This is a genomic window from Paucilactobacillus salsurae (genome assembly GCF_054784995.1).
In genome coordinates, this window is the sequence record NZ_BAAHWX010000001.1 from 44,997 (window position 1) to 68,348 (window position 23,352).

19 protein-coding genes are annotated in these 23,352 nt (G+C 38.1%); 18 read left to right on the forward strand and 1 reads right to left on the reverse strand.

Going from position 1 to position 23,352, the window contains the following annotated elements; genetic code table 11:
* The first annotated feature begins 4 nt into the window (after positions 1–4).
* From priA to ACYVQZ_RS00310, 8 genes are read left to right on the forward strand one after another with little or no spacing between them, the layout of a single operon-like run.
* A complete protein-coding gene (gene priA, locus ACYVQZ_RS00275) occupies positions 5–2,428 on the forward strand; it encodes a primosomal protein N' (protein ID WP_461239400.1) in 2,424 nt (807 codons plus the stop codon).
* An 18-nt stretch (positions 2,429–2,446) separates the two neighbouring features.
* Positions 2,447–3,406 carry a methionyl-tRNA formyltransferase gene (gene fmt / locus ACYVQZ_RS00280; RefSeq protein WP_461239401.1) on the forward strand — a complete coding sequence of 320 codons (960 nt, stop codon included), beginning with the start codon at positions 2,447–2,449 and terminating at the stop codon, positions 3,404–3,406.
* Positions 3,393–4,742: a 16S rRNA (cytosine(967)-C(5))-methyltransferase RsmB gene (gene rsmB, locus ACYVQZ_RS00285; protein WP_461239402.1), complete on the forward strand. Its 1,350-nt coding sequence runs from the start codon at positions 3,393–3,395 to the stop codon at positions 4,740–4,742. Before fmt ends, rsmB begins: the two co-directional genes overlap by 14 nt.
* Before the next feature lie 10 nt (positions 4,743–4,752).
* On the forward strand, positions 4,753–5,496 hold the full coding sequence (locus ACYVQZ_RS00290) for a Stp1/IreP family PP2C-type Ser/Thr phosphatase (RefSeq protein ID WP_461239403.1): 744 nt from the start codon (positions 4,753–4,755) through the stop codon (positions 5,494–5,496).
* A complete protein-coding gene (gene pknB / locus ACYVQZ_RS00295) occupies positions 5,496–7,376 on the forward strand; it encodes a Stk1 family PASTA domain-containing Ser/Thr kinase (protein WP_461239404.1) in 1,881 nt (626 codons plus the stop codon). Before ACYVQZ_RS00290 ends, pknB begins: the two co-directional genes overlap by 1 nt.
* Positions 7,377–7,390: 14 nt before the next feature.
* Complete coding sequence (gene rsgA, locus ACYVQZ_RS00300; protein WP_461239405.1) at positions 7,391–8,290, forward strand: ribosome small subunit-dependent GTPase A; 900 nt, start codon at positions 7,391–7,393, stop codon at positions 8,288–8,290.
* A 10-nt stretch (positions 8,291–8,300) separates the two neighbouring features.
* Positions 8,301–8,954, forward strand: a complete 654-nt coding sequence (gene rpe, locus ACYVQZ_RS00305; RefSeq protein WP_461239406.1) for a ribulose-phosphate 3-epimerase — start codon at positions 8,301–8,303, stop codon at positions 8,952–8,954.
* Positions 8,955–9,014: 60 nt separating this feature from the next.
* Positions 9,015–9,662, forward strand: a complete 648-nt coding sequence (locus ACYVQZ_RS00310) for a thiamine diphosphokinase (protein ID WP_461239712.1) — start codon at positions 9,015–9,017, stop codon at positions 9,660–9,662.
* Between the two features lie 46 nt (positions 9,663–9,708).
* On the opposite strand, the gene rpmB is transcribed toward ACYVQZ_RS00310, so the two are convergent.
* A complete protein-coding gene (gene rpmB, locus ACYVQZ_RS00315) occupies positions 9,709–9,894 on the reverse strand; it encodes a 50S ribosomal protein L28 (RefSeq protein ID WP_003713527.1) in 186 nt (61 codons plus the stop codon).
* Positions 9,895–10,120: 226 nt separating this feature from the next.
* Here rpmB and ACYVQZ_RS00320 point away from each other — a divergent pair, with 226 nt between their 5' ends.
* The 10 genes from ACYVQZ_RS00320 (at position 10,121) to ffh (ending at position 23,268) form a co-directional block, all read left to right on the forward strand.
* Positions 10,121–10,483 (forward strand): Asp23/Gls24 family envelope stress response protein, encoded by a 363-nt coding sequence (locus tag ACYVQZ_RS00320; protein ID WP_461239407.1) that lies wholly within the window; start codon positions 10,121–10,123, stop codon positions 10,481–10,483.
* A gap of 30 nt (positions 10,484–10,513) precedes the next feature.
* Complete coding sequence (locus ACYVQZ_RS00325) at positions 10,514–12,211, forward strand: DAK2 domain-containing protein (RefSeq protein WP_461239408.1); 1,698 nt, start codon at positions 10,514–10,516, stop codon at positions 12,209–12,211.
* A gap of 75 nt (positions 12,212–12,286) precedes the next feature.
* Complete coding sequence (gene recG / locus ACYVQZ_RS00330; protein ID WP_461239409.1) at positions 12,287–14,320, forward strand: ATP-dependent DNA helicase RecG; 2,034 nt, start codon at positions 12,287–12,289, stop codon at positions 14,318–14,320.
* 17 nt (positions 14,321–14,337) lie between these two features.
* Positions 14,338–15,384, forward strand: coding sequence for a phosphate acyltransferase PlsX (plsX, locus tag ACYVQZ_RS00335; RefSeq protein WP_461239410.1), 1,047 nt, complete (start codon positions 14,338–14,340; stop codon positions 15,382–15,384).
* Positions 15,385–15,425: 41 nt separating this feature from the next.
* Positions 15,426–15,674 (forward strand): acyl carrier protein, encoded by a 249-nt coding sequence (gene acpP, locus ACYVQZ_RS00340; RefSeq protein ID WP_461239411.1) that lies wholly within the window; start codon positions 15,426–15,428, stop codon positions 15,672–15,674.
* Positions 15,675–15,861: 187 nt separating this feature from the next.
* Entirely contained in the window at positions 15,862–16,539 is a 678-nt protein-coding gene (gene rnc, locus ACYVQZ_RS00345; protein WP_461239412.1) for a ribonuclease III, read from the forward strand.
* Between the two features lie 25 nt (positions 16,540–16,564).
* A complete protein-coding gene (gene smc / locus ACYVQZ_RS00350; protein WP_461239413.1) occupies positions 16,565–20,122 on the forward strand; it encodes a chromosome segregation protein SMC in 3,558 nt (1,185 codons plus the stop codon).
* Between the two features lie 15 nt (positions 20,123–20,137).
* Positions 20,138–21,466, forward strand: a complete 1,329-nt coding sequence (ftsY, locus tag ACYVQZ_RS00355; protein ID WP_461239414.1) for a signal recognition particle-docking protein FtsY — start codon at positions 20,138–20,140, stop codon at positions 21,464–21,466.
* A 14-nt stretch (positions 21,467–21,480) separates the two neighbouring features.
* The gene (locus ACYVQZ_RS00360; RefSeq protein ID WP_461239415.1) at positions 21,481–21,822 is read left to right on the forward strand and encodes a putative DNA-binding protein; all 342 of its coding nucleotides are present in this window, start codon (positions 21,481–21,483) and stop codon (positions 21,820–21,822) included.
* 12 nt (positions 21,823–21,834) lie between these two features.
* Positions 21,835–23,268, forward strand: coding sequence for a signal recognition particle protein (gene ffh, locus ACYVQZ_RS00365; RefSeq protein WP_461239416.1), 1,434 nt, complete (start codon positions 21,835–21,837; stop codon positions 23,266–23,268).
* Positions 23,269–23,352: the final 84 nt, after the last annotated feature.

The window sequence follows — 23,352 nt, forward strand, 5'->3', positions numbered from 1 at the left end:
TTGAATGATACAAATTGCACACGTGGTAGTAGATGTACCCACTATGCAGACAAATCTGCCATATTCATACAGCATTCCGACTGAGCTTGAAGATCAAATTCAGCCAGGGATGCGAGTTAGTGTGCCTTTCGGCAAGGGCAATCGAGAAGTTCAAGGATTTGTGGTAAACATTGATAATCAAAATGAATTTGATGGCACACTAAAACCAATTAGCGGCTTGCTTGAATTAACGCCGGTGCTAGATACTGAATTACTGGAACTCTCTAGATGGCTAGCCCAGCAAACATTTGCTTTTCAAATCACTTGCTTATATACCATGCTACCCAATGTGATGAAAACAAAAAGCAAAAAATATTTAGAGCTAACCGATGAAATTGATGAAGAAACCCTTTTTCATGTTTTTAAGGGCCAACAGAGCGTTGAATTTGATCCCGCCGCATTAGATAACAAAATGCTAGCACACTTATTAAAATTACGACAAAATCATCAAATTGAATTAAAATATACGCTTGAAAATCAAGCTAAAGCTAAGACAGTACTCGGCATTGAACCAGCATTAGATTTTGCAGCATATGAAGATGCCAGAAGTTCAATTAGGCCTAATGCCCATTCACAAAATAAATTATTATCTTATCTGCAAAGCATCATTGGACAGCAGATATCACTGCAACAAGCCACGAAGGCAAGTGGACTGACGCCTCAACAGTTTACCATCGGTGAGAAAAAAGGATGGTTAAAAAAAATTCGGTTAGAAGTTTATCGTCAACCTGATGTGAAGGTCAAAAAACAAGATCAAGGAGATAGCAAAGTAACTTTAAATCATGATCAACAGTTAGCGTTTGATACTGTTAAAACAGCTATTGAACAACAACAAAACACAACTTTTTTGCTTCAGGGAGTGACAGGTAGTGGTAAAACAGAAGTTTATTTGCGAGCTATTGATGCCGCGATTCAATTGGATAAAACAGCAATTATGCTCGTTCCTGAAATTTCATTAACGCCGCAAATGGTATCGCGTGTCAAAGGTCGTTTTGGCGATCAGATTGCGGTGCTCCACAGTGGCTTATCTAATGGTGAAAAATATGATGAGTGGCGTCGAATTAATAACGGTGACGCCAAAGTAGTGGTGGGCGCACGTTCTGCAATTTTTGCACCTTTAAAAAATATTGGCTTAATTATCATGGACGAAGAGCATGAAACTAGTTATAAACAAGATGAAAATCCACGCTACCATGCTAGACAAGTTGCTTTGTGGCGTAGTCAGTATCACGATGCACCTTTAATATTGGGCAGTGCAACTCCGAGCCTGGAAACACGCGCGCGTGCTCAAAAGGGTGTTTATCAACGTTTAGAGTTACCCCATAGAATTAATCATCAACCATTGCCTGAAGTTCAAGTGGTCGATATGCGCGAAGAGTTAAAGTCACATGCTGAAAGTAATTTTTCAAATTCTCTAATTGATTTATTGAAAGATCGATTAGAAAAAAAAGAACAAAGCATCTTAATGCTTAATCGACGTGGCTTTTCATCATTTGTTTTATGTCGTGACTGTGGTTATGTGTTAATGTGCCCAAATTGTGATATTTCATTGACCCTTCATATGGATTCTCATTCGATGAAATGCCACTACTGTGGTCATGAAGAACCAATTCCGCAAATTTGTCCAAATTGTCAAAGTCATAAAATCAGATATTACGGCACTGGCACACAAAAAGTTGAACAAGAATTAGCCGAAAAGTTACCAGAAGCCCGTGTTTTGCGAATGGATGTTGATACGACCCGTAAAAAGGGGATGCATGAAAAAATACTAAGCCGTTTTGGCCACCATGAAGCTGATATTCTTCTAGGTACCCAAATGATTGCTAAGGGATTAGACTATCCAGACGTCACATTAGTCGGTGTGTTAAATGCAGATACAGCATTAGGATTACCAGATTTTCGGGCAAGTGAACACACATTTGATTTATTAACTCAAGTCAGTGGTCGTGCTGGCCGAGCCGACAAATTAGGGCAGGTCGTGATTCAAACGTATAATCCAAATCACTATGCCATCGAATTAGCCAAGAAACAAGACTACGAAGCTTTTTATCGACAAGAAATGAGAGTCCGACATTTAGGTGGGTATCCACCTTACTATTACACGGTTCAAATTTCTGTCAGTCATGAAAATGAGGCTGACGCTGCAAAATTAATTTATCAACTAAATAACTGGTTAAAGCCACAATTAGATAACGACAGTATCATTTTAGGACCGACACCAAAAGCAATCGCACGAGTAAACCGCCGTTATTATTATCAAATTGTGATTAAGTATAAAAATGACACCAAGATTAATGCTCTTCTTACACAAATTATGACACGAGTGCAAAAAACTGCTAGAAACGGTTATTTAGTCAGCATTGATCCAGAACCACAACATTTTATGTAAGAATGGAGAATGAAATAAATGACTTCAATTGTATTTATGGGAACCCCTCAATTTTCAGTACCAATTTTAGAAAGTTTAATAATAGCGCATGACGAGTATGATGTTGTTGCTGTCGTCACGCAACCAGACCGATATGTGGGGAGAAAGCACGTATTAACTGCTTCACCCGTGAAGCAAGCTGCTCAAAAACATGATATTGAGGTGTTACAGCCTGAAAAAATGAATCATAGTGACGAAATGCGGCGTGTGATTGATTTAGCACCTGATTTAATTGTGACAGCAGCTTTTGGACAGTTTTTACCCACCAAATTGCTAAATAGCGTTAAAGTGGCAGCAATTAATGTGCATGCCTCTTTGTTGCCGAAATATCGTGGTGGTGCTCCTGTACACTATGCAATCATGAATGGTGAACATGAAACAGGCGTTTCTATCATGTATATGATTAAGCAGATGGATGCGGGTGATATATTGGCACAACGTTCCATACCAATCACAACTCAAGACGATACGGGAACCATGTTTGATAAATTGAGCCTGCTAGGACGCGATTTATTATTAGAAACGATTCCTAAGTTGCTATCAAATGAAATTCAACCAGTCAAGCAAGATGAGGACTTGGTGAGTTTCTCACCTAATATTACCAGTGAACAAGAAGAGCTCGATTTTAATCAAACTGCACATCAATTAGATTGCAAGGTGCGTGGATTACGCCCATTTCCAATTGCAAATGTGATTTTAAACGGTCAGCGAACCAAAATTTTGGACGTTGAAGCCTTAGATGAAACAACTGAGCACCAACCTGGTGAAATTGTATTGCTGACTAAACACGAAATGACAATTGCGGCTGGCAATCATAGTGTTTTGGCAATCAATAAATTAAAACCAGCAGGAAAAGCAAAGATGGATATTACGGCTTACTTGAATGGTCATCCCAATTTAAAACAAGGAATGCAGGTTATTTTCAATGGTGACAACTAAACAATTAAAGACTGCGCGGCAAGTTGCTGTTTATGCTTTAGATCAAGTGCTGCGCAGCAAAGCATATTCGAATATTTCGCTAAATCAGGTGCTACAAGATGTTCAGTTGCCTGACAATGATCGTCGATTAGCTACCACGATTTTTTATGGTGTATTGCAACATAAGATCACTTTACAGTACTGGCTAGCACCGTTTATTAAAGATAAAAAAATCGACTCGTGGGTTAACACATTACTTTTAACCGCTATCTACCAAATCCAGTACCTTGATAAAGTGCCAACGTTTGCGGTTGTCAATGAAAGTATTAATGTCGCTAAAGTGTTTGGTCACACTGGCGTACGAAAGTTTGTCACAGCTATTTTGCATCGATTAACTGAACAACCATTGTCTGACTTGAGTGAAATTAAGGACCAAAACGAACGACTAAGCATTCAGTACAGTGTACCGCTATGGTTAATTAATAAAATATCAACACAATATGGTGAAACAAGTATGTTGGCCATTGTCCAATCAATTAATGAACCAGCTAATCGTTCAGTTCGCTGGAATAAAAAAACAACGACGCAAACTGAAGTCATTGAAAAACTGAAACAGCAAGAAATTCAGGCAATCCCTAGTCAAGTTTCTGCAGGGGGCCTTGTGGTTGATCAGCCGTTGATTAGTAATCCACTGTTTAATAATGGTGACATCACGATTCAAGATGAAAGTGCCATGTTGGCAGTTGAAAACATGCAATTACGGTCAACGGATCATGTGTTAGATGCGTGCAGCGCACCTGGTGGTAAAACGGTTCAAATTGCAGAGCAATTGAATTCAGATGAAGGCGGCAAAGTTGTTGCCTTGGATATCCATGAGCATAAACTGAAGTTAGTGGCCAGAAATGCAAAGCGGATGCACGTTGATGCTGCTGTGACAACCACTAAGTTAGATGCACGTAAAATTCAAGAGCGATTTGCCGATGAATCTTTTGACGCAATCTTAGTTGATGCCCCATGTAGTGGGATTGGGTTGATAAGAAGAAAGCCTGAAATTAGATATGATAAAACACAAGAAGATAGTCTGAATCTGCAAAAGATTCAACTAGCAATTTTACAAGCCGTTGCCCCAAAAATAAAAAAAGGCGGTATAATAACTTACAGTACATGTACCATTTTACAAGAAGAAAATGAGCAAGTTGTTGATCAATTTTTACAATTGCATCAAGAGTTTGAACTTCAAAAAACCAAAACAGCCCTGGCTGTCAAACAAGATCGACAGGAGAAAACATTAACCATTTTACCGAGTGATTTTGGCTCAGATGGCTTTTTTGTGGCTAGTTTGGTCAAAAAAATGTAGGAGAACTACTATGGATATTGCCTATCAAACAGATATTGGACAAGAGCGAGAAGACAACCAAGATTATGTGGGCGTTTTTTCGAATCAGGATCATTTAACTTTTACAATTGTGGCGGATGGCATTGGTGGCCATCAAGGTGGAGACGTTGCGTCTTCAATGGCCGTTTCGCATATTGGCTACCACTTTGAACAAACTGCTTTTAATCAGCCGATGGAAGTAGTCAACTGGCTTTCAAAACAAGTTAAAAATGAAAATGATCAAATTATCAAAAAAGCCAATCAATTTAAAAATCTGCAAGGAATGGGAACAACGGTAGTTGCTGCTACTTTTTTTGATGATCAAATGATTGTTGCTAATATCGGTGATAGTCGGGCCTATTTACAGCGTGATGGTCAGTTTGTTCAGTTAACTGAAGATCATTCTTTAGTTAATGAACTTGTTAAAAAAGGTGAAATCACGGAGCAAGAAGCCAAAAATCATCCCCAAAAAAATATCATTACTAGAACACTAGGAATCTCCCCAGATGCCGATATTGATGCAAAGTTATACCAATTACAACCAAATGATCAGGTCTTGCTTTGTACAGATGGATTGTCGAATGTGGTTAGTGATGATCAGATCAAAGCAGTATTAAGCCAATCAATTTCAACTAAAGAAAAGTGTCAGACGCTCATTCAAATGGCTAACGATGCTGGCGCACCTGACAATGTTACTGTTCTGATTGCTAAAAACAGTCAGGAGGTGGATAAATAATGCAAGCGGGATATACTTTTAATCAACGCTATAAAATTATTCGTCCTCTTGGTGAAGGCGGAATGGCCAACGTTTATTTGGCACATGATTTAATTTTAGATCGAGATGTTTCCGTTAAATTGTTGCGGTTAGACTTACGTGATGATCCACATACTAAAAGACGTTTTCAGCGTGAAGCAATGGCAGCCACAGCATTAAACGATCCACACATTGTTGGTGTTTACGATGTTGGAGAAGATAATGGTCTGCAATATTTGGTGATGGAATACGTTGAGGGCACTGATCTTAAGAAATACATTAATGATCATTTTCCAATTCCATTTCAAACTGTCATTGATATTATGCAACAAATTTTGGCAGCAGTTAGTGTGGCCCACCAGCATGGTATTATCCATCGTGACTTAAAGCCACAGAATATTTTAATTGATAAAAACAAAAATATTAAAATTACTGACTTTGGAATTGCAGTTGCTGTCTCACAAAATTCTTTGACCCAAACCAATACCGTAATGGGATCTGTCCATTATTTGTCACCTGAACAAGCTCGTGGCAGTATTGCAACGAAACAATCAGATATTTATTCGTTAGGTATTATCTTATATGAACTACTAACAGGGAAAGTACCATTTGAAGGCGAAACAGCTGTTTCCATTGCCCTCAAACATTTTAATGATGACATGCCATCGGTTCGTGAATTTGATCCGCGCATTCCCCAAGCTTTAGAAAATATTGTTCTTAAAGCAACGGCTAAGAGCCCGAGTGATCGCTATAAAACTGCTGATGAAATGTCACAAGATTTGAGTACATCATTATCATCCAACAGAGCTCATGAGACTCGTTTTGTTGCACAACAATCAGTCAATGATGAAACAAAAGTGATTAGTACTGATAAAATCAATGAAGAAATTGAAAGTCAGAAAACACAACCGCTTGATTCCCAGAAAAATAAAAAGAAACGGCGAAAATGGCCATGGTTATTGTTACTGTTTATTGTCATTGTGGCGGGGGCATTTTTTGCATTTACCTCACAAAGAGTTGTGGTACCAGATGTTAATGGCATAACGCAAGCAAGCGCTGAGACGAAAATAAAGGATGCGCATTTGAAAGTTGGCAAAGTGACACGTAAAACAAGTGAGACCATTAAAGCAGGTAACGTAATTACAGTATCACCAGCTTCACAGCATAAAATTGCTCGGAATTCAAAAGTTAAATTGACAATTAGTACCGGTCATAAGAAGATCAAAATTGGTAATTATGTTGGTAATCGTTATTCAAGTACTGCTCGCAAACTAAGGCTAAAGGGATTAACTGTTAAAAAAATCAGTGTTAGTTCTGATGACATTGAGGCCGGTCAAATTATGGCCCAAAGCCTTAAGTCTGGGAAAAAGGTAAAAACTCATGGTACGACCATTACCTTTAAAGTTAGCTCAGGTACTAAAAAAATAACGCTACCAGATTTCACTAATAAGACCCAAGATGAGGTTCAAGACTTTGCTGATCAAAATGGCTTACAGTTAAACGTGAATGAAGATGATTCTAAGAGTGTCGAGGCAGGCCACGTCATAAGCCAATCACCAGGAGGTGGTAGCAGAGTGTCACACGGTGGATCATTTACAATTACGGTTGCTAAAGCACAAGAAAAACAAACTAGTGTGTCAATTACAATCCCATTTGACAGTTCAAACAATCAAACTCAAAATCGGGTTCAAGTCTATATTGAAGACGCTAATCATAATTTAACACAAGAATTTCAGGATTTAACCATCAGTCAAGATACTAAAATTAGTATTCCATTGACTTTAAAAGATGGTGCAACTGGTAAATATAAAGTTTTGCGTGATGGTAAAACAATAATGAGTGCTGATAATATCGGTGGTTAACAAAGGAGAATGCCTTGCTGACAGGAATTATACAACAATCACTAAGTGGATTTTACGATGTTATTTCGGAAGGTCAATTATACAGAACGCGGGCACGAGGAAATTTTCGCCAAAAGAAAATAAAGCCAATGGTCGGGGATGTTGTGCAATTTGACGTGACTCAAGAAGACCAAGGTTATATTTTAGCACTTGAAAAGAGAAAAAATGCGTTAGTACGTCCTCCGGTTGCCAATGTCGATATTGCGATTGTGGTAACAGCCGTCAAGCAACCTGATTTTTCAACCAACCTTTTAGATCGCCAATTGATTGCCTTAGAAAAACAGTCAATCAGGCCCGTGATTTACTTTTCCAAAACAGATTTGGTCGATGATCAAAATGAACTGATAAAGTTAACCCAGATAGCTGAATACTATCAATCAATTGGTTATCAGACGTTGTTGCCCCAAAAAACTTTTGATGATGCTTCCTTAGCCACATTAACACAATTAATTAATAACAAAATTACAGTGGTGATGGGGCAAACAGGTGCGGGTAAATCGACATTATTAAACCATTTGGCCCCAGAATTACAATTAGAAACAGGTGAAATTTCTCAAGCATTGAAGCGTGGAAAACATACGACGAGAAAAGTTAGCCTGAAAAATGTGAATGGCAGTTTAATTGCAGATACACCTGGTTTTTCGTCATATGAGGCTTTTGATATGACGGTAAATGAATTAAGTGAGCTATTTCCTGAATTTGTCGCAATTAGTCAACAATGTAAATTTCGCGGTTGTTTGCACCTAAAAGAACCTGGTTGCGCCGTGAAAGCAGCACTTACAAATGGTACAATATTAGACAGTAGGTATGAGAACTACGTTTTGTTTCATGATTTGATTGTGAAGCAAAAACCAATTTACAATAAGAAGAAATGAGGAATTTTTTATGATTAAGGTAGCACCTTCGATTTTAAGTGCCGATTATGTCAATCTTCAAAGAGATGTCAAACTCGTTGAAGACGGTGGCGCTGAATATTTACACATCGATGTGATGGACGGCACTTTCGTACCAAGCATTTCTTATGGTCCTGGCTTTGTGAAAGCCATCCGTAAAGTTTCAGATCTATTTTTAGATGTTCATTTGATGGTTCAACAACCGGAACATCTATTGCCTGATTTCATTGAAGCAGGGGCTGATTTGATTGGTGTTCAAGTTGAAGCCACAGCGCATATTCATCGTGCCTTACAAATTATTAAAAATGGCGGGGTGAAAGCTGAAGTCGTGATTAATCCAGGTACACCAGTGTCACAAATTACACCCGTGTTAGGCATGGTTGATCAAGTACTTGTGATGACTGTTAATCCAGGATTTGGCGGTCAAAAATTCTTGCCAGAAACAGTTTCAAAAATTGCTGAATTGAATAAAATTAAACAAGATCAAGGTTTACAGTTTGATATTGAAGTCGACGGCGGTGTTAACAATGAAACAGTTGTCGCTTGCTATCAAGCAGGTGCCACCGTTGCGGTTGCTGGATCATATGTTTTTAATGCAGATGATCCTGTGGCTAAAATCAATGCAATTAAGGCAGCCACAAAATAATGATTAGATAGTCAGGAAGATGTCGGTTTCCTGACTTTTTTAGAAGGGGTTATTATGGCAATTGAAAAAATAAACATTTTAGTAGGTGGCCCAACTGACCAGTGGCCTGATCAATTAAAAACAGCAGCCGTGGCAGGACCATGGATTGCCGTTGATAAAGGGGCGATTCGCTTATTAAAGCTAGGGATCATTCCAGAAATTGCCGTGGGAGATTTTGATTCGACTACCGATGCTGAAATGAAACAGGTCACGCAAAAAGTCGCTCATATTGAACAATACCAGCCGGAAAAAGATGAAACTGATACACAAATTGGTGTTAAATTGGCCATTAATCATTTTCAAGCTGAACAGATTGATATTTATGGCGCAACCGGTGGCCGGATTGATCATTTACTTGCTAATTTGTTTTTACCCACGGAAGCCAGATTTCAACCATATGCTAATCGAATTCGGTTCATTGATAATCAAAATACCATCAGTTTTTTTCAGCCTGGTCACTATGAAATTGAAAAAGAACCTGATAAAAGATATTTGGCATTTGTCACTTTAACACCTGTCAATGGACTGACACTTACTGACGAAAAATATCAACTAGATCATTATGATAGTGTAACGCCAATGTCGTGGGCTAGTAATGAGTTTAAAGGCACTCACAATCATTTTTCATTTGATAGTGGAATTGTTGCAGTTATTCAAAGTAAAGATTAAAAAAAGCATTCATCATAAGATGAATGCTTTTTTAACTCGTCAAAAATTAAACACGAGTAACTTTTCCTGATTTTAATGTTCTGGCTGAAACATAAACTTTCTTAGGTTTACCATTAACTAAGATCGTAACTTTTTGCAAGTTTGGCTTCCAGCTCCGACGGCTTGAGTTCAGGGCATGAGAACGTTTGTTACCAAAACGTGTCCGTTTACCATTGATAAAATCTTTTGCCATTGTAACCCCTCCTCTTTTCGTTTATTTAAACTTGAGCGTACTTACTTACGCAATAACTCACCTAAATAATTTACCATACGCCACCAGACTTTGCAATACTTTTCTTTCAAGTATTTTTCCTTGACACTCAAATTCAACAGAATGCAAATGAGGGGTTGTTTGCTTTTTTACAGCTGTGTGTTATGGTAGAATATCGTTATGAGTTCACACAAGAGGAGTGCAAATCATGGCAGTAAAAATTAAAACACAATTTGGAACAATTGATATTGATAATGATGTTATCTCAACGGTGGTTGGGGCAGCTGCTACGGACAACTATGGTGTTGTCGGCATGGCAAGCCGTAATCAGATTAGAGATGGTGTTAATGATATCTTGAATCGAGAAAATTATAACCGTGGTGTTGTCGTTTCTCAACAAAATAACGGCATCTCAGTAGAAGTAAATATTATTGTTAGTTATGGTACAAAAATATCTGAAGTTTCTAAAAGCGTCCAAGATAAAGTGAAATATAATTTAGAATCTATGCTTGGCGTTACTGCTAATTCAGTTAATGTGATTGTACAAGGTGTACGCGTGATTGCTGACTAAATTAGTGCTGGATCGTCAGGAGGAATAGAATTGACTGTTACAGAAATTACAAATCATGAATTTGGCAAGATGGTTCAAACTGCTGCCAATCGGCTGCAACAAAATGCTGAATTCATTAATTCTTTAAATGTGTTCCCAGTTCCCGATGGAGATACTGGAACAAATATGAGTATGTCACTTGCAAGTGGTGCAAAATATGAACGTGAAGAAACCAGTGAAAGTGTTGCGGATTTAGCAGCTGCATTGGCTAAAGGCCTATTGATGGGAGCTCGTGGTAATTCGGGCGTTATTTTATCGCAAATTTTTCGTGGTTTCTCTAAGGGAATTGAAGGTCAAAAGACTTTAAGTGCTAAAGAATTTGCTGACGGTTACGCAAATGGCGCTAAAACGGCTTATAAAGCTGTCATGAAACCAACTGAAGGTACGATTCTTACGGTTGTTCGTGAATCTGCTAAAACCGGTAATGAAACTGCCGCTAAAACTGATGATCTGGTGGAAGTGTTAGAAGCAATTTATAATTCTGCCAAAGAAGCATTGAAGACAACACCCGATTTATTACCAGTTTTAAAAGAGGTTGGTGTTGTTGATTCTGGTGGTCAGGGATTAGTGTTTGTTTTACAAGCTTTCTATGAAGCTTTGAGTGATCAAACAACTGAAGATGATTTACAACAGCCTGATAATGCTCAAATGGATGAAATGATCAATGCGGAGCACCACCGTAGTGCCCAAGGGCAATTAAATCCAGATGATATTGTTTATGGCTACTGTACTGAAATCATGGTTCGCATTGGTCGTGGTAAACAAGTTGATCAAAAATTTGATTATGATACCTTTTATAACTATTTAGCCAAATTAGGTGATAGTCTTTTAGTTGTTAATGATGACGAGATTGTTAAAGTCCATGTCCATACTGAACATCCAGGCAAAGTTTTAGCTTGGGGACAAGAATTTGGTGATCTACAAAAGGTTAAAGTTGACAACATGCGTTGGCAACAAGAAACAATCATGGAAAATGATCAACCAACCGAAGATGCTGTGACAAAAGCCGCAAATACGCCAGCTAAGCCAGATATTGACACTGCCGTGATTGCTGTCGCTAGTGGTGATGGGATTGCTGAATTATTTAAGAGCTTAGGCGTCACACACATCATTAGTGGGGGTCAAACCATGAATCCCAGCACTGAAGATATTGTGAAGGTAATTAATGCAAGTGGCGCTAAAAAGGCTTTAGTATTACCAAATAATGGCAATATTTTTATGGCTGCCGGTCAAGCAGCTGAAGTTGCTGATGTACCAACTAAAATTGTCCACAGTAAAACAATTGCTCAAGGAATGGAAGCCATGCTAGAATTTAATCCTGAAAACACACTGGATGATAATGCTGAAGCAATGGATTCAAACTTAACTGCTGTTAAAAGTGGTGAAGTGACCAATGCAATTCGAGACACCAAAATTGACGGAATTCAAATTAATAAAGATGATTTTATGGGGATTGTTGACGGCAAGATTGAAGTCACAAATCCAGATATTAAAATTGCTGCTGTCCAAATGGTGAAAGCCATGCTTGATGAAGATAGTGAAATTGTAACAATTATCTATGGACAAGATGGTGACGAAAAAGTTGCCAAAGAAATTGAAGATGAAATTTTAGCTATTGATGATGAATTGGAAATTGAAATTCATTCCGGTGGTCAACCGGTTTATCCGTACTTGATTTCAGTTGAATAATTGAGTTAATCGAGACGATGTATCATACTTCGGCTCGATTTTTGTATTGCCGTATTTCTAAGAAAGGAGGTAACCATGCTAAGTCTTGAAGATTCTGTCACCAATTTAAGTGGTGTCGGGCCCAAAAAATTTGAAGCTTTAAAAACGTTAAGTATTTTTACGATTGAAGATTTACTGACTTATTACCCACGTCGTTATGAAAATTTCGAAGAACAAGATATTCATGAGGCCCAAAATGATGAAAAGTTAACAGTGAGCGGAACGGTGATGTCTGAACCAGTGGTAATTCGCTTTGGCGGTCGCAAAAGTCGCTTAACCTTTCGATTGATGGTTGATGACGATGTGATTATGGTTACTTTCTTCAACCAACCGTATCTAAAAAATCAGATCTTGCTGGGAAAAGATGTGGCCGTATATGGCAAATGGGATGCTAACCATGTGCGTTTAACGGGTAACAAACTGATTAAACAAACTACCGATGGCAATAATGTCAGTGCGATTTATCCTGCCAATAAGCAAATTAAAGCTAACACAATTAAAAAACTAGTTGAGCAGGCTTTTAACAGTTATCAGCATGTGATTGCCAATCTTATTCCGCAACCCTTGATTGATCGTTTCCACCTGATGACACGGCGTGACATGATGAAAGAAATGCATTTTCCGTCAGAAGATGGTGATGCAAAGCAAGTGCGGAGAACCGCTGCTTTTGAAGAATTTTTCTTATTTCAATTACGGTTACAATCGGTTAAACGATCCAATGAGTTAAAAAATGGACTGGTGATTCAGTACCATAACGATGAAATTAAGGCTTTTATCTCTAAGTTACCTTATGAGTTGACTGACGCACAAAAAAAGGTAGTTAATGAAATTTGTCGAGATCTTTTAAGACCTGTACAAATGAACCGTTTGTTACAAGGCGATGTGGGTTCTGGCAAAACCATTGTGGCAGCAATTGCGATTTATGCCGCTGTTACAGCAGGTTACCAAACTGCTCTAATGGTACCAACCGAAATTTTAGCCAAACAACATGCTGATAATTTGGCAGCGATTTTTAAAGATACTCATGTGAACATAGCCTTATTGACAGGATCAATGACTACCAAACAACATCGCTCACTTGTTGAACAGGTTAAAAGCGGAGCAGTTAATTTAATTATTGGCACCCATGCTTTAATCCAAGATAGTGTGGAATATGCTAATTTGGGCCTCATTGTGACAGATGAACAGCACCGTTTTGGTGTAAATCAACGTAAAAAATTACGTGAAAAAGGTAATCACCCAGATGTGTTAGCCATGACGGCGACACCGATCCCGAGAACGTTAGCAATTACGGCTTATGGTGAAATGGATGTTTCAATTATTAATGAAATGCCTAAAGGTCGATTGCCAATTCAAACGAGATGGATTAGAAGTAATCAGGAAGGTGTGGCGTTAGAATTTGTGCTACAGCAACTTAAACATCATCGTCAGGCATATGTCGTGACCCCATTAATTGAACAATCTGAAGTATTAGATGTACAAAATGCGCAAGAATTGTATACTAAATTGCAAGAATACTTTGCACCTGAATTTAAAGTTGGTTTATTGCATGGCCGAATGGAAAATGATCAAAAAGATACGATTATGCAGCAATTCAAGGATAACGATATCCAGGTGCTGGTTTCAACAACAGTCATTGAAGTTGGTGTCGATGTTGCCAATGCAACACTGATGATGATCTATGATGCCGATCGATTCGGCTTAGCACAACTACACCAATTACGTGGTCGCGTTGGACGAGGTAAAGAGCAATCTTATTGTTTGCTACTAGCTGAACCCAAGACTCAAGATGGCATCACGAGAATGCAAATTATGACGCAAACTAATGATGGTTTTGTGTTGGCTCAAAAAGATCTTGAATTACGCGGCACTGGTGATATTTTTGGAGTTAATCAATCCGGGATGCCTGACTTTAAAGTTGGTGATCCAATTAACGATCTCAACATGCTCCAAGTTGCGCAAAATGAAGCTAGTTATTTATTATCAACACCTAATTGGGATAGCGATGAGCAAAATTTGCCATTAGTTGCCTATTTAAAGAAACGAAAATTACAAACTCATTTTGATTAGAATAAGAGGAACTTATTATGAAAATTGCTGTGGATGCAATGGGTGGCGACAACGCCCCTCAAGAAATTATTACTGGTGTAAAACAGGCACGTGATCTTTATCCGGATATTGAATTTTTAATTTATGGTAATGAGCAAAGTGTATTACCATTAGTTAAAGACGAAACACGATTAACATTTATCGCTTCTAATGATGATATTGAAATGGGTGAAGAACCTGTCCGTGCAATTAGAAAAAAGAAAACATCTTCAATTGTTTTGGCTGCAAATGCAGTGAAAGACGGTCAAGCGGACGCATTTTTTTCGGCGGGGAATACAGGTGCTGTTTTGGCAGCAGGATTATTTGTTGTCGGCAGAATAAAGGGTATTGATCGTCCAGGATTAACTTCGATTTTACCTGTGGCTAACCCGCATAGTAGTCAAACAAACTTTATTTATCTGGACACAGGAGCTAATGCTGAAAGTAAAACCAAAAATTTGGTTCAGTATGCTTATCTTGGTAAATTTTACGCACAAAAGGTTTTAAATGTTAAAACACCACGAATTGCGTTACTCAATAATGGTGGGGAGGCAGATAAAGGTGATACGCTCCATAAAGAGGTCTATCAAGAACTATCACAAAATGATGACCTTAATTTTGTGGGTAACGTTGAAGCTAGTGACTTATTAAGTGGTAAGGCAGATATTGTAGTGACTGATGGCTGGACTGGTAATGCAGCGCTTAAAGCAACTGAAGGCACCGCTAAAACAATGCTGAGTCTAATTAAGGCGGGTATTTTATCTGGTGGCCTGCGAGCAAAACTAGGTTACTTATTGCTGAAAAAAGTATTTGGTAAAATTGGGGTGACCATGAGCACTTCAACCTATGGTGGTGCAGTCTTATTAGGTTTAAAAGCTCCAGTTGTGAAAACGCATGGTTCTGCTAAAGCGGACGCCGTGAAAAACACAATTGGACAGATTAAAACAATGATTGAATCACAGGTTATTGAAGAGACAGTGACTTATTTTGAACCAACTACTGCTGAAACTAAAGATTCAATGGACAATCATGATGAAAACAGCTAAACTAGTTTGTGAGTAAATTAAGGTGAGGAGTAGCAAGCAAAATGGATAAACAAAAGGTTTTCGACCAAGTGGCCGATATTGTTGCTGATCATTTTGAAATTGATCGAGACAAAATTACAAACGAGTTAAATCTAAAAACAGATTTGAATGCTGATTCCATTGATTTCGTCGAATTTGTTTTGGAAGTTGAAGATACATTTGGTTCCGAAATTTCTGATGAAGAAGCAGAAAAATTAGATACAATTGGTGAAGTGGTCGATTACATTGTCGCTCACCAAAATGAAGACTAAATTGAGTGTGGATTGCGGTAAGTGATTACCCAATCCTTTTTATTTATTTCGATAAGTCTTGACTACCGCCGGGTGCATGAAGCGGAGATTTTAAAAAATGATTTTTATCGTCAAAACAAGTATAATAATGATTATGTATTAGCTAATTTTTTAAAGGGAGAGATATAAAATTAAACAATTAGAACAAATGTTAAAGGATGACTTTGGCATCAATTTTCAAAATTTAGATTTGTTAGCTGAAGCCTTTACGCAAGCATCCTATGTTAATGAACATCCAAATCAAAATTTAAAATTTTATGAACGAATTGAATTTTTAGGAGATGCCGTTTTACAGCTGACAGTTTCAGAGTATATTTATCAACGTTATCCAAAATTACCGCAAGGACAGTTGACTCGATTGCGAGCAGCGATGGTATGTGAAGATAGTTTTAGTAAATTTGCTCTGGAATGCCATTTTGACCAATTTATTCGTTTAGGTCATGGAGAAGAAATTGCAGGGGCTCGTCATCGTCCTTCACTTTTATGTGATATTTTTGAGTCATTCATTGGCGCGTTATATTTGGATCAAGGTAAAAAAACAGTTGAAAAATTTCTTCATCAAGTTGTTTTTCCAAAACTTGACGAAGGCTGGTTTGATCATGCAGTTGACTATAAAACAAGTCTTCAGGAATTTTTACAACGTGATGGCGATATTGAAATTGATTATCAAGTTGTTAAAGAAGACGGTCCGGATAATTCAAGACAATATTACGTTGAAGTTTCAGCGGCAGACCAAACAATTGGAAAGGGCCAGGGAACGTCAAAAAAGCACGCTGAAATGGCTGCAGCACAAAATGCACTCAGTCAATTAAGAAAGCAAAAATAAAAGTTGTTGTAAGTAGGGGAAAGTCATGCACTTAGTTTCACTTGAACTCAATGGGTTTAAATCGTTTGCCCAAAAAACAAAAATTGAATTTATGCCTGGAATGACTGGAATTGTCGGCCCTAACGGCAGTGGTAAAAGTAATATTATCGAAGCGATTCGTTGGGTAATGGGGGAACAATCTGCTAAAGATTTACGTGGTGATAAAATGGCAGATGTCATTTTTGCGGGTTCAGCAACACGTAAACCATTAAATCGGGCCGAAGTGTCAATTGTTTTTGATAATAGTGACCACTATCTAGCCAGTGAATTTAACGAAATTAAAATTACACGGCGATTGTTTCGCAATGGCGACAGTCAGTATTTAATCAACAATACTGAATGCCGTTTAAAAGACGTGGTTACCTTATTCATGGATTCTGGTCTTGGACGAGAATCTTTTTCCATTATTTCGCAAGGACGTGTTGAAGAAATTTTTAATGGCAAACCTCAAGATCGTCGTGCGGTAATTGAAGAGGTTGCAGGTGTCGCAAAATATAAAAAGAATAAGGACACTGCTGAAAAGCGACTGCAAGACACGAATGATAATTTGCATCGAATTAATGACATTATTCATGAGCTGGAAGGCCAAATTGCACCACTAGAGCAACAAAGTGCGCTTGCTAAAGACTATTTAGATCAAAAAAAGAGATTTGACTTATTAGATCGCACGAAAACCGTCTATCAAATTGAAACAAATCAGCAACAGCAAGATGCGATTGTTACTAGAGTGCAAAACGCAGAGAATTTACGTGCACAATATGATGACCAAAGTAATACTGCATCAACGGTACTAAATGAGTTAAAACAGCAACAAACCAAGTTAAGTGCACAAAAGGATAATCTCCAGCAACAAAGGCTTAATTTAACCCAAAAAATCGCCAACTTGCAGAATACAAGCAATTTAAATTCTGAACGACAAAAGAATCAACAGGCAAACCTTGAACAATTGTCAGTTCAAAAACAAAAGTTACAGTCTCAACTAGATGATGCTCGAAATCAGTTAGCTGAATTACAGAAAATTGCAAAAACACAAACTGATGATATCCAGAACGAGCAACAACAAATTCATGAATTGGAATCACTCAGTGCAACTCAACGTCAAGAAAAACTGCAGGAACATATTGAACAATTGCAAAATCAGCAAGTTGATTTAATGCAAGAATTGACCACTGTTCATAATCAAAAAACATTTTTAAAACGTAATTTTGATCAAGATAGTCAGCGGCAATCTCAATTAGAGTTACAAATTACAAGTATCAAACAGGAAACAGAGGATCTTCAACAGATACAAAATGACTTAAAAAACAAAGTTGCAGACCAGACGCAGTCTGTTCAAACAATTGAAACAAAATTTAATCAGGGGCAAGCTCATCACGAAAGTTTGCAATCTCAGTATGATAATGCTCGGACAACTTGGTATGACGGTTTAGCGAAATTACAGAGTGCACAGTCTAAATTAGACACGTATCGTTCGCTGGACGCAGACTACGCAGGTTTTTATCAAGGTGTTCGTTTTGTCTTACAGCATAAAAATCAGTTCAATGGGCTTTTTGGCCCAGTGGCTGAATTACTGAAAGTTCCAACAAAGTACACACAAGCGATTGAAACGGTTTTAGGCGCACAACTGCAAAATATTGTGGTTAGTGATCAAAGTGTAGGAAAAGACATCATTAAATTTTTAGTTGATAATCGTGCGGGAAGAGTCACGATTTTACCAATTAATAATTTGCGCGTGCGATCAACTGATCAACAATTGATTAGTCAACTAGCCACAATGAGTGGATTTGAAGGCCAGGCAAGTCAGGTAGTCAATGGTGAAAAATCTGTAGTACCAGTGATTAACTATTTATTAGGTGGCACGATTATTGCAGACACGCTAGATCATGCTACAATTATTGCCAAATCAGCCCATCACCGTTTTCGCATTGTGACAATAGATGGACAATTAATCAATGCGAGTGGAGCAATGACTGGTGGTGCCAATAAGCATCAACAGCAAGGCTTATTGAGTCGACAAAAAGATGAAACCAGTCTTGCTGATCAAGTTACCAGTTTAACTACTCAAAATAATAAATTAGAAGAACAAGTTAGTCAGTTTAATCAAGCCATTAAAGCCAATCAGACCGTACAAACAAAAGTGGCTGATCAATTAGCAAACGCTAAACAAGGCCTACAAGAACTGCTATCTAAACAAAGTGTGAACAGTGAAAAGTTGACATTGGCTTCTCGGCGTTTGAATGCAATTAATTATGAATCCACTAATCAAAAAGATATGGAAGCTAATTATGACCAGCAAGTTAAAGATAATGAGACAAAAGAGCAACAACTGACTAACCAAATTGAACAATTAAAACAGGCTATTTTAGCAGCCAAACATGATTCAAATGAATTAGCTAATGACGCTACAGCTCAAGAAGAACAATTACAAACACATAAACGGGTTTTAGCTGTTAGCAATGAAAAATCTGCTCACACCACTGAACAGTTAAATACAGTAACAGAAACAATTACGAATTTAGAACATGACATTGCACAATTAACAGGTCAAGCCTCTGAACAAAAAATGTCGAAAGCGCAACAAGAAAAAACGCAAAAGGCCGCTAAAGACCAATTAACTCGGTTAACTGCTCAGCAAGCCGAAGCTGAGAAACAACTGCAGCAAGTGAGTGAAGAATTAGATGCGCAAGCAGACGAAATTCAAATTGCTGATCAAAAGTTAACCCGACTGCAAGAATTGCAACGAGCAGCGTTAGATGAATTAAACGAAGTTAATACCAAACAGGCTAGAATTGAAGCCGCTATTGATAATGGCTTAAATCGCCTTGCCGAACAGTATAAAATGAGTCTGACAGAAGCTAAACAAAATCTAAGCGATCTTGAAACTACTGAAATCGATACTCAATTAAAACTGTTGAAAAAAGGGTTGGACGAAATTGGCACTGTCAATTTAGGGGCCATCGATGAATTTGATCGAGTTTCAAAACGCTATGACTTTTTGCACGAGCAGCAAGAAGATTTGTTAACCTCAAAAGAACAACTAAATGATACAATGCAAGAAATGGATCAGGAAGTAATCACACGTTTTGAGGCGGCATATCATGAAATTGCCACAGCATTTGAGAAAATTTTTGTTCAAATGTTTGGAGGCGGTCAAGCAAAACTCGTGCTGACAGACCCTGACGATATGCTGACAACAGGAATTGATATTATTGCGCAACCACCTGGAAAGAAGAATCAACAGCTGAGTCTTTTGTCTGGTGGGGAGCGGGCCTTAACAGCCATTACGTTATTATTCTCAATTTTAGCTGTCCGTCCTGTGCCATTTGCGATTTTAGACGAAACAGAAGCTGCACTTGATGAAGCAAACGTCAATCGTTTTGCCCGCTATTTAAGCACATATGGTGATGATGGGCCACAATTTATCGTGGTCACTCACCGAAAGGGAACAATGATGAACGCTAAAGTTTTATATGGAGTGACAATGCAAGAGTCCGGTGTATCAAAAATGGTTTCTGTTTCATTAGAGGATGTTGCAAAAGATTAATAAGGAGAACACCTGATGGGATTATTTGATATATTCAAAAAAAAGGCACCTAAAGAAGAAGTGCCTGAAAGTACGCAAGAAGACACGCAAGTTGAATCACAAAATGCATCTGTGCCAAGTCAATCGATTGAAGAGAACCAATCTACTGAAATGCAAACTAGTTCAGCGACTCAAATTGAGCGATCTGAATCAGAAGTGCAATCTGAATCAATTACTAATTCTAATCTGGTTACTCAATCTGAAACACCTGAACTTTCAAATAAAGAAAGTCAGTCTGAGGTTACAGCTAATGGTATTTTAGATTCAGAAGTGACATCATCAACGATGGACACTATTGAAACTGAACAAAAGGATGAAAGTGTTGAAAATTCAACAACTATTCCCGATGAGGACGAAGAAACACAAACAGAAGAAAAATATGATCAAGGTTTAGAAAAGTCGCGTAGTGGTTTTGGTGCACGACTCAATGCATTGCTGGCTAATTTTCGCCATGTTGATGAGGACTTCTTTGATGAATTAGAAGAAACGTTAATTGAATCAGATGTCGGCTTTGATATGGCTGTTTCATTGAGTGATGACTTACGTCAGGAAGTAAAACTAGAAAACGCTAAAACTAAGCAAGATGTTTCTAACGTCATCATACAAAAACTAGTTGAAATATATGAGAGTCAGGGTGCTAAAGAAGAAACGAATCAATTAAACTTTGCTGAAAGTGGCCCCACTGTCTTTTTATTTGTGGGTGTTAACGGTGTTGGTAAAACAACCACAATTGGCAAAATGGCCAACAAATATCAAAAGATGGGCAAGAAAGTATTATTAGCTGCCGCAGATACGTTTAGAGCAGGTGCTACTGAACAGCTACAAGTATGGGGAAAACGAGCTAATGTACCTGTTGTGGCAGGCCCTGTTAATGGGGACCCAGCTTCAGTAGTATTTGATGCGGTCACTAAGGCGAAGTCAGGAAACTACGATATTTTATTTGTCGACACAGCTGGCCGATTACAAAATAAAGTTAACTTGATGAACGAGTTAGCTAAAATGAAAAAAATAATCACGCGTGAGATTCCTGAAGCCCCGCATGAGGTCTTATTAGTATTGGATGCCACAACTGGCCAAAATGCGTTGACCCAAGCCAAAATATTTAAGGAAAGTACAGAAGTGACGGGTATCGTTTTAACTAAGTTGGATGGTACAGCTCGTGGTGGTATTGTTTTAGCAATCAGAAATGAATTGCATATTCCTGTTAAATTAGTTGGTCTCGGTGAAGGTGCCGATGATTTGCAAGAATTTGATGCCAGTCAATTTGTTTATGGATTATTCAAAGGACTCGTCACGACAAAGTAGGTGAAATCAGACTCATGGAAATTGAAAAAAATTATCGAATTAATTCACTGTTTGAGTTTTATGGCCCGCTATTAACGGACAAACAAAATGATTACATGCAACTTTACTACGGGGATGACTACTCGCTAGGCGAAATTGCAGAGGAATTTTCCGTGAGTCGTCAGGCGGTTTATGATAATATAAAACGGACTGTTCAAACGTTGGAAGATTATGAAGAAAAATTGCACCTATATTCTGATTTTACGGCAAGAAATCGACTATCAGATTTAATTCAAGATTATGTCAAGCAGCATTACCCACATGATCAAAAGTTAAATGAACTAGTCCAACATTTGGAAAACTTGGAAGAAGAATAGGAGTTTGTTTAAATGGCTTTTGAAGGATTAACACAACGTCTGCAAGACGCAATGACCAAGTTACGGCGTAAGCCAAAAGTGACCGAAGCTGATTTACGAGAAACAATGCGTGAAATCAGATTAGCGTTACTTGAAGCCGACGTTAATTTTAAGGTGGTTAAAGATTTTGTCAAAGAAGTTCAAAATCAAGCCACTGGCGCCGAAGTTTTAAAAGGACTCAATCCAGCACAGCAAATTGTGAAAATTGTTAATGAACAATTAACCAAAACAATGGGCTCAGAGGCTGCTGAACTAAATAAAGCCCCTAAAATTCCAACAATTATCATGATGGTTGGGCTCCAAGGGGCCGGTAAAACTACCACTGCTGGTAAATTAGCATTAAGACTAAAAAAAGAAGACGCACGACCAATGTTTATTGCGGCTGACGTGTATCGTCCAGCTGCCATTGATCAATTGCAACAAGTTGCTGATTCTATTGAAGTACCCGTCTATCAAGAAGGCACAGATGTCAACCCAGTAGATATTGTTCGACGCGGCCTTGAACAAGCAAAGCAAAATCATAACGATTATGTTTTGATTGATACTGCTGGTCGATTGCAAATTGATGAAAAACTAATGGACGAATTAGTCCAAATTAAGCAACTTGCGCAACCAAATGAAATCCTATTGGTTGTTGATGCAATGACTGGTCAAAATGCAGTTGAAACTGCGCAAGGTTTTAACGACCAACTTGATATCACTGGTGTTGTCTTAACCAAATTAGATGGCGATACTCGTGGTGGTGCAGCATTGTCTATTCGTGCTGTTACCGGTAGACCAATCAAATTTATTGGTCAAGGTGAAAAGATGGATGCCTTAGATGTTTTCCATCCAGATCGTATGGCCTCACGAATTTTGGGCATGGGTGATATGTTAACCCTTATCGAAAAAGCACAACAAGATTTCGATGAAGACCAAGCTCAAAAGACAATGGAAAAAATGCGCGAGAATTCGTTTGATTTTAATGACTTTTTAGATCAAATGGAACAAGTGCAAAAAATGGGACCATTAGAAGATGTGATGAAAATGATTCCCGGTATGGCGAATAATCCAGCTTTAAAAAATGTCAACGTTGATCCCAAAGACATGGAGCATATTAAAGCAATTGTCTATTCTATGACACCCACAGAGCGAGAGAACCCAGATATTTTAAACCCGAGTCGTAGAAGACGTTTAGCTGCGGGTGCAGGTCGTCCAATTGTTGAAGTTAATCGAATGATCAAACAATTTGGGCAAATGAAAAAAATGATGAAACAAGTGTCGAGCGGAAATATGAATGGCATGGAACAAATGATGGGCGGTAATGTGCCAGGTGGTAAACTTGGTAAACTAGCTATGAATCGAATGGCTCGAAATGTGAAGAAGAATAAAAAGAAACGAATGAAAAAAAATAAAAAGAGACGTTAATCAATTTAGTGCACGAGGGCTTGTTGCCGGTGCACTTTTTTATTGGTAAAATGACTGAAACCATTGTAATTTAACAGGGTTTAT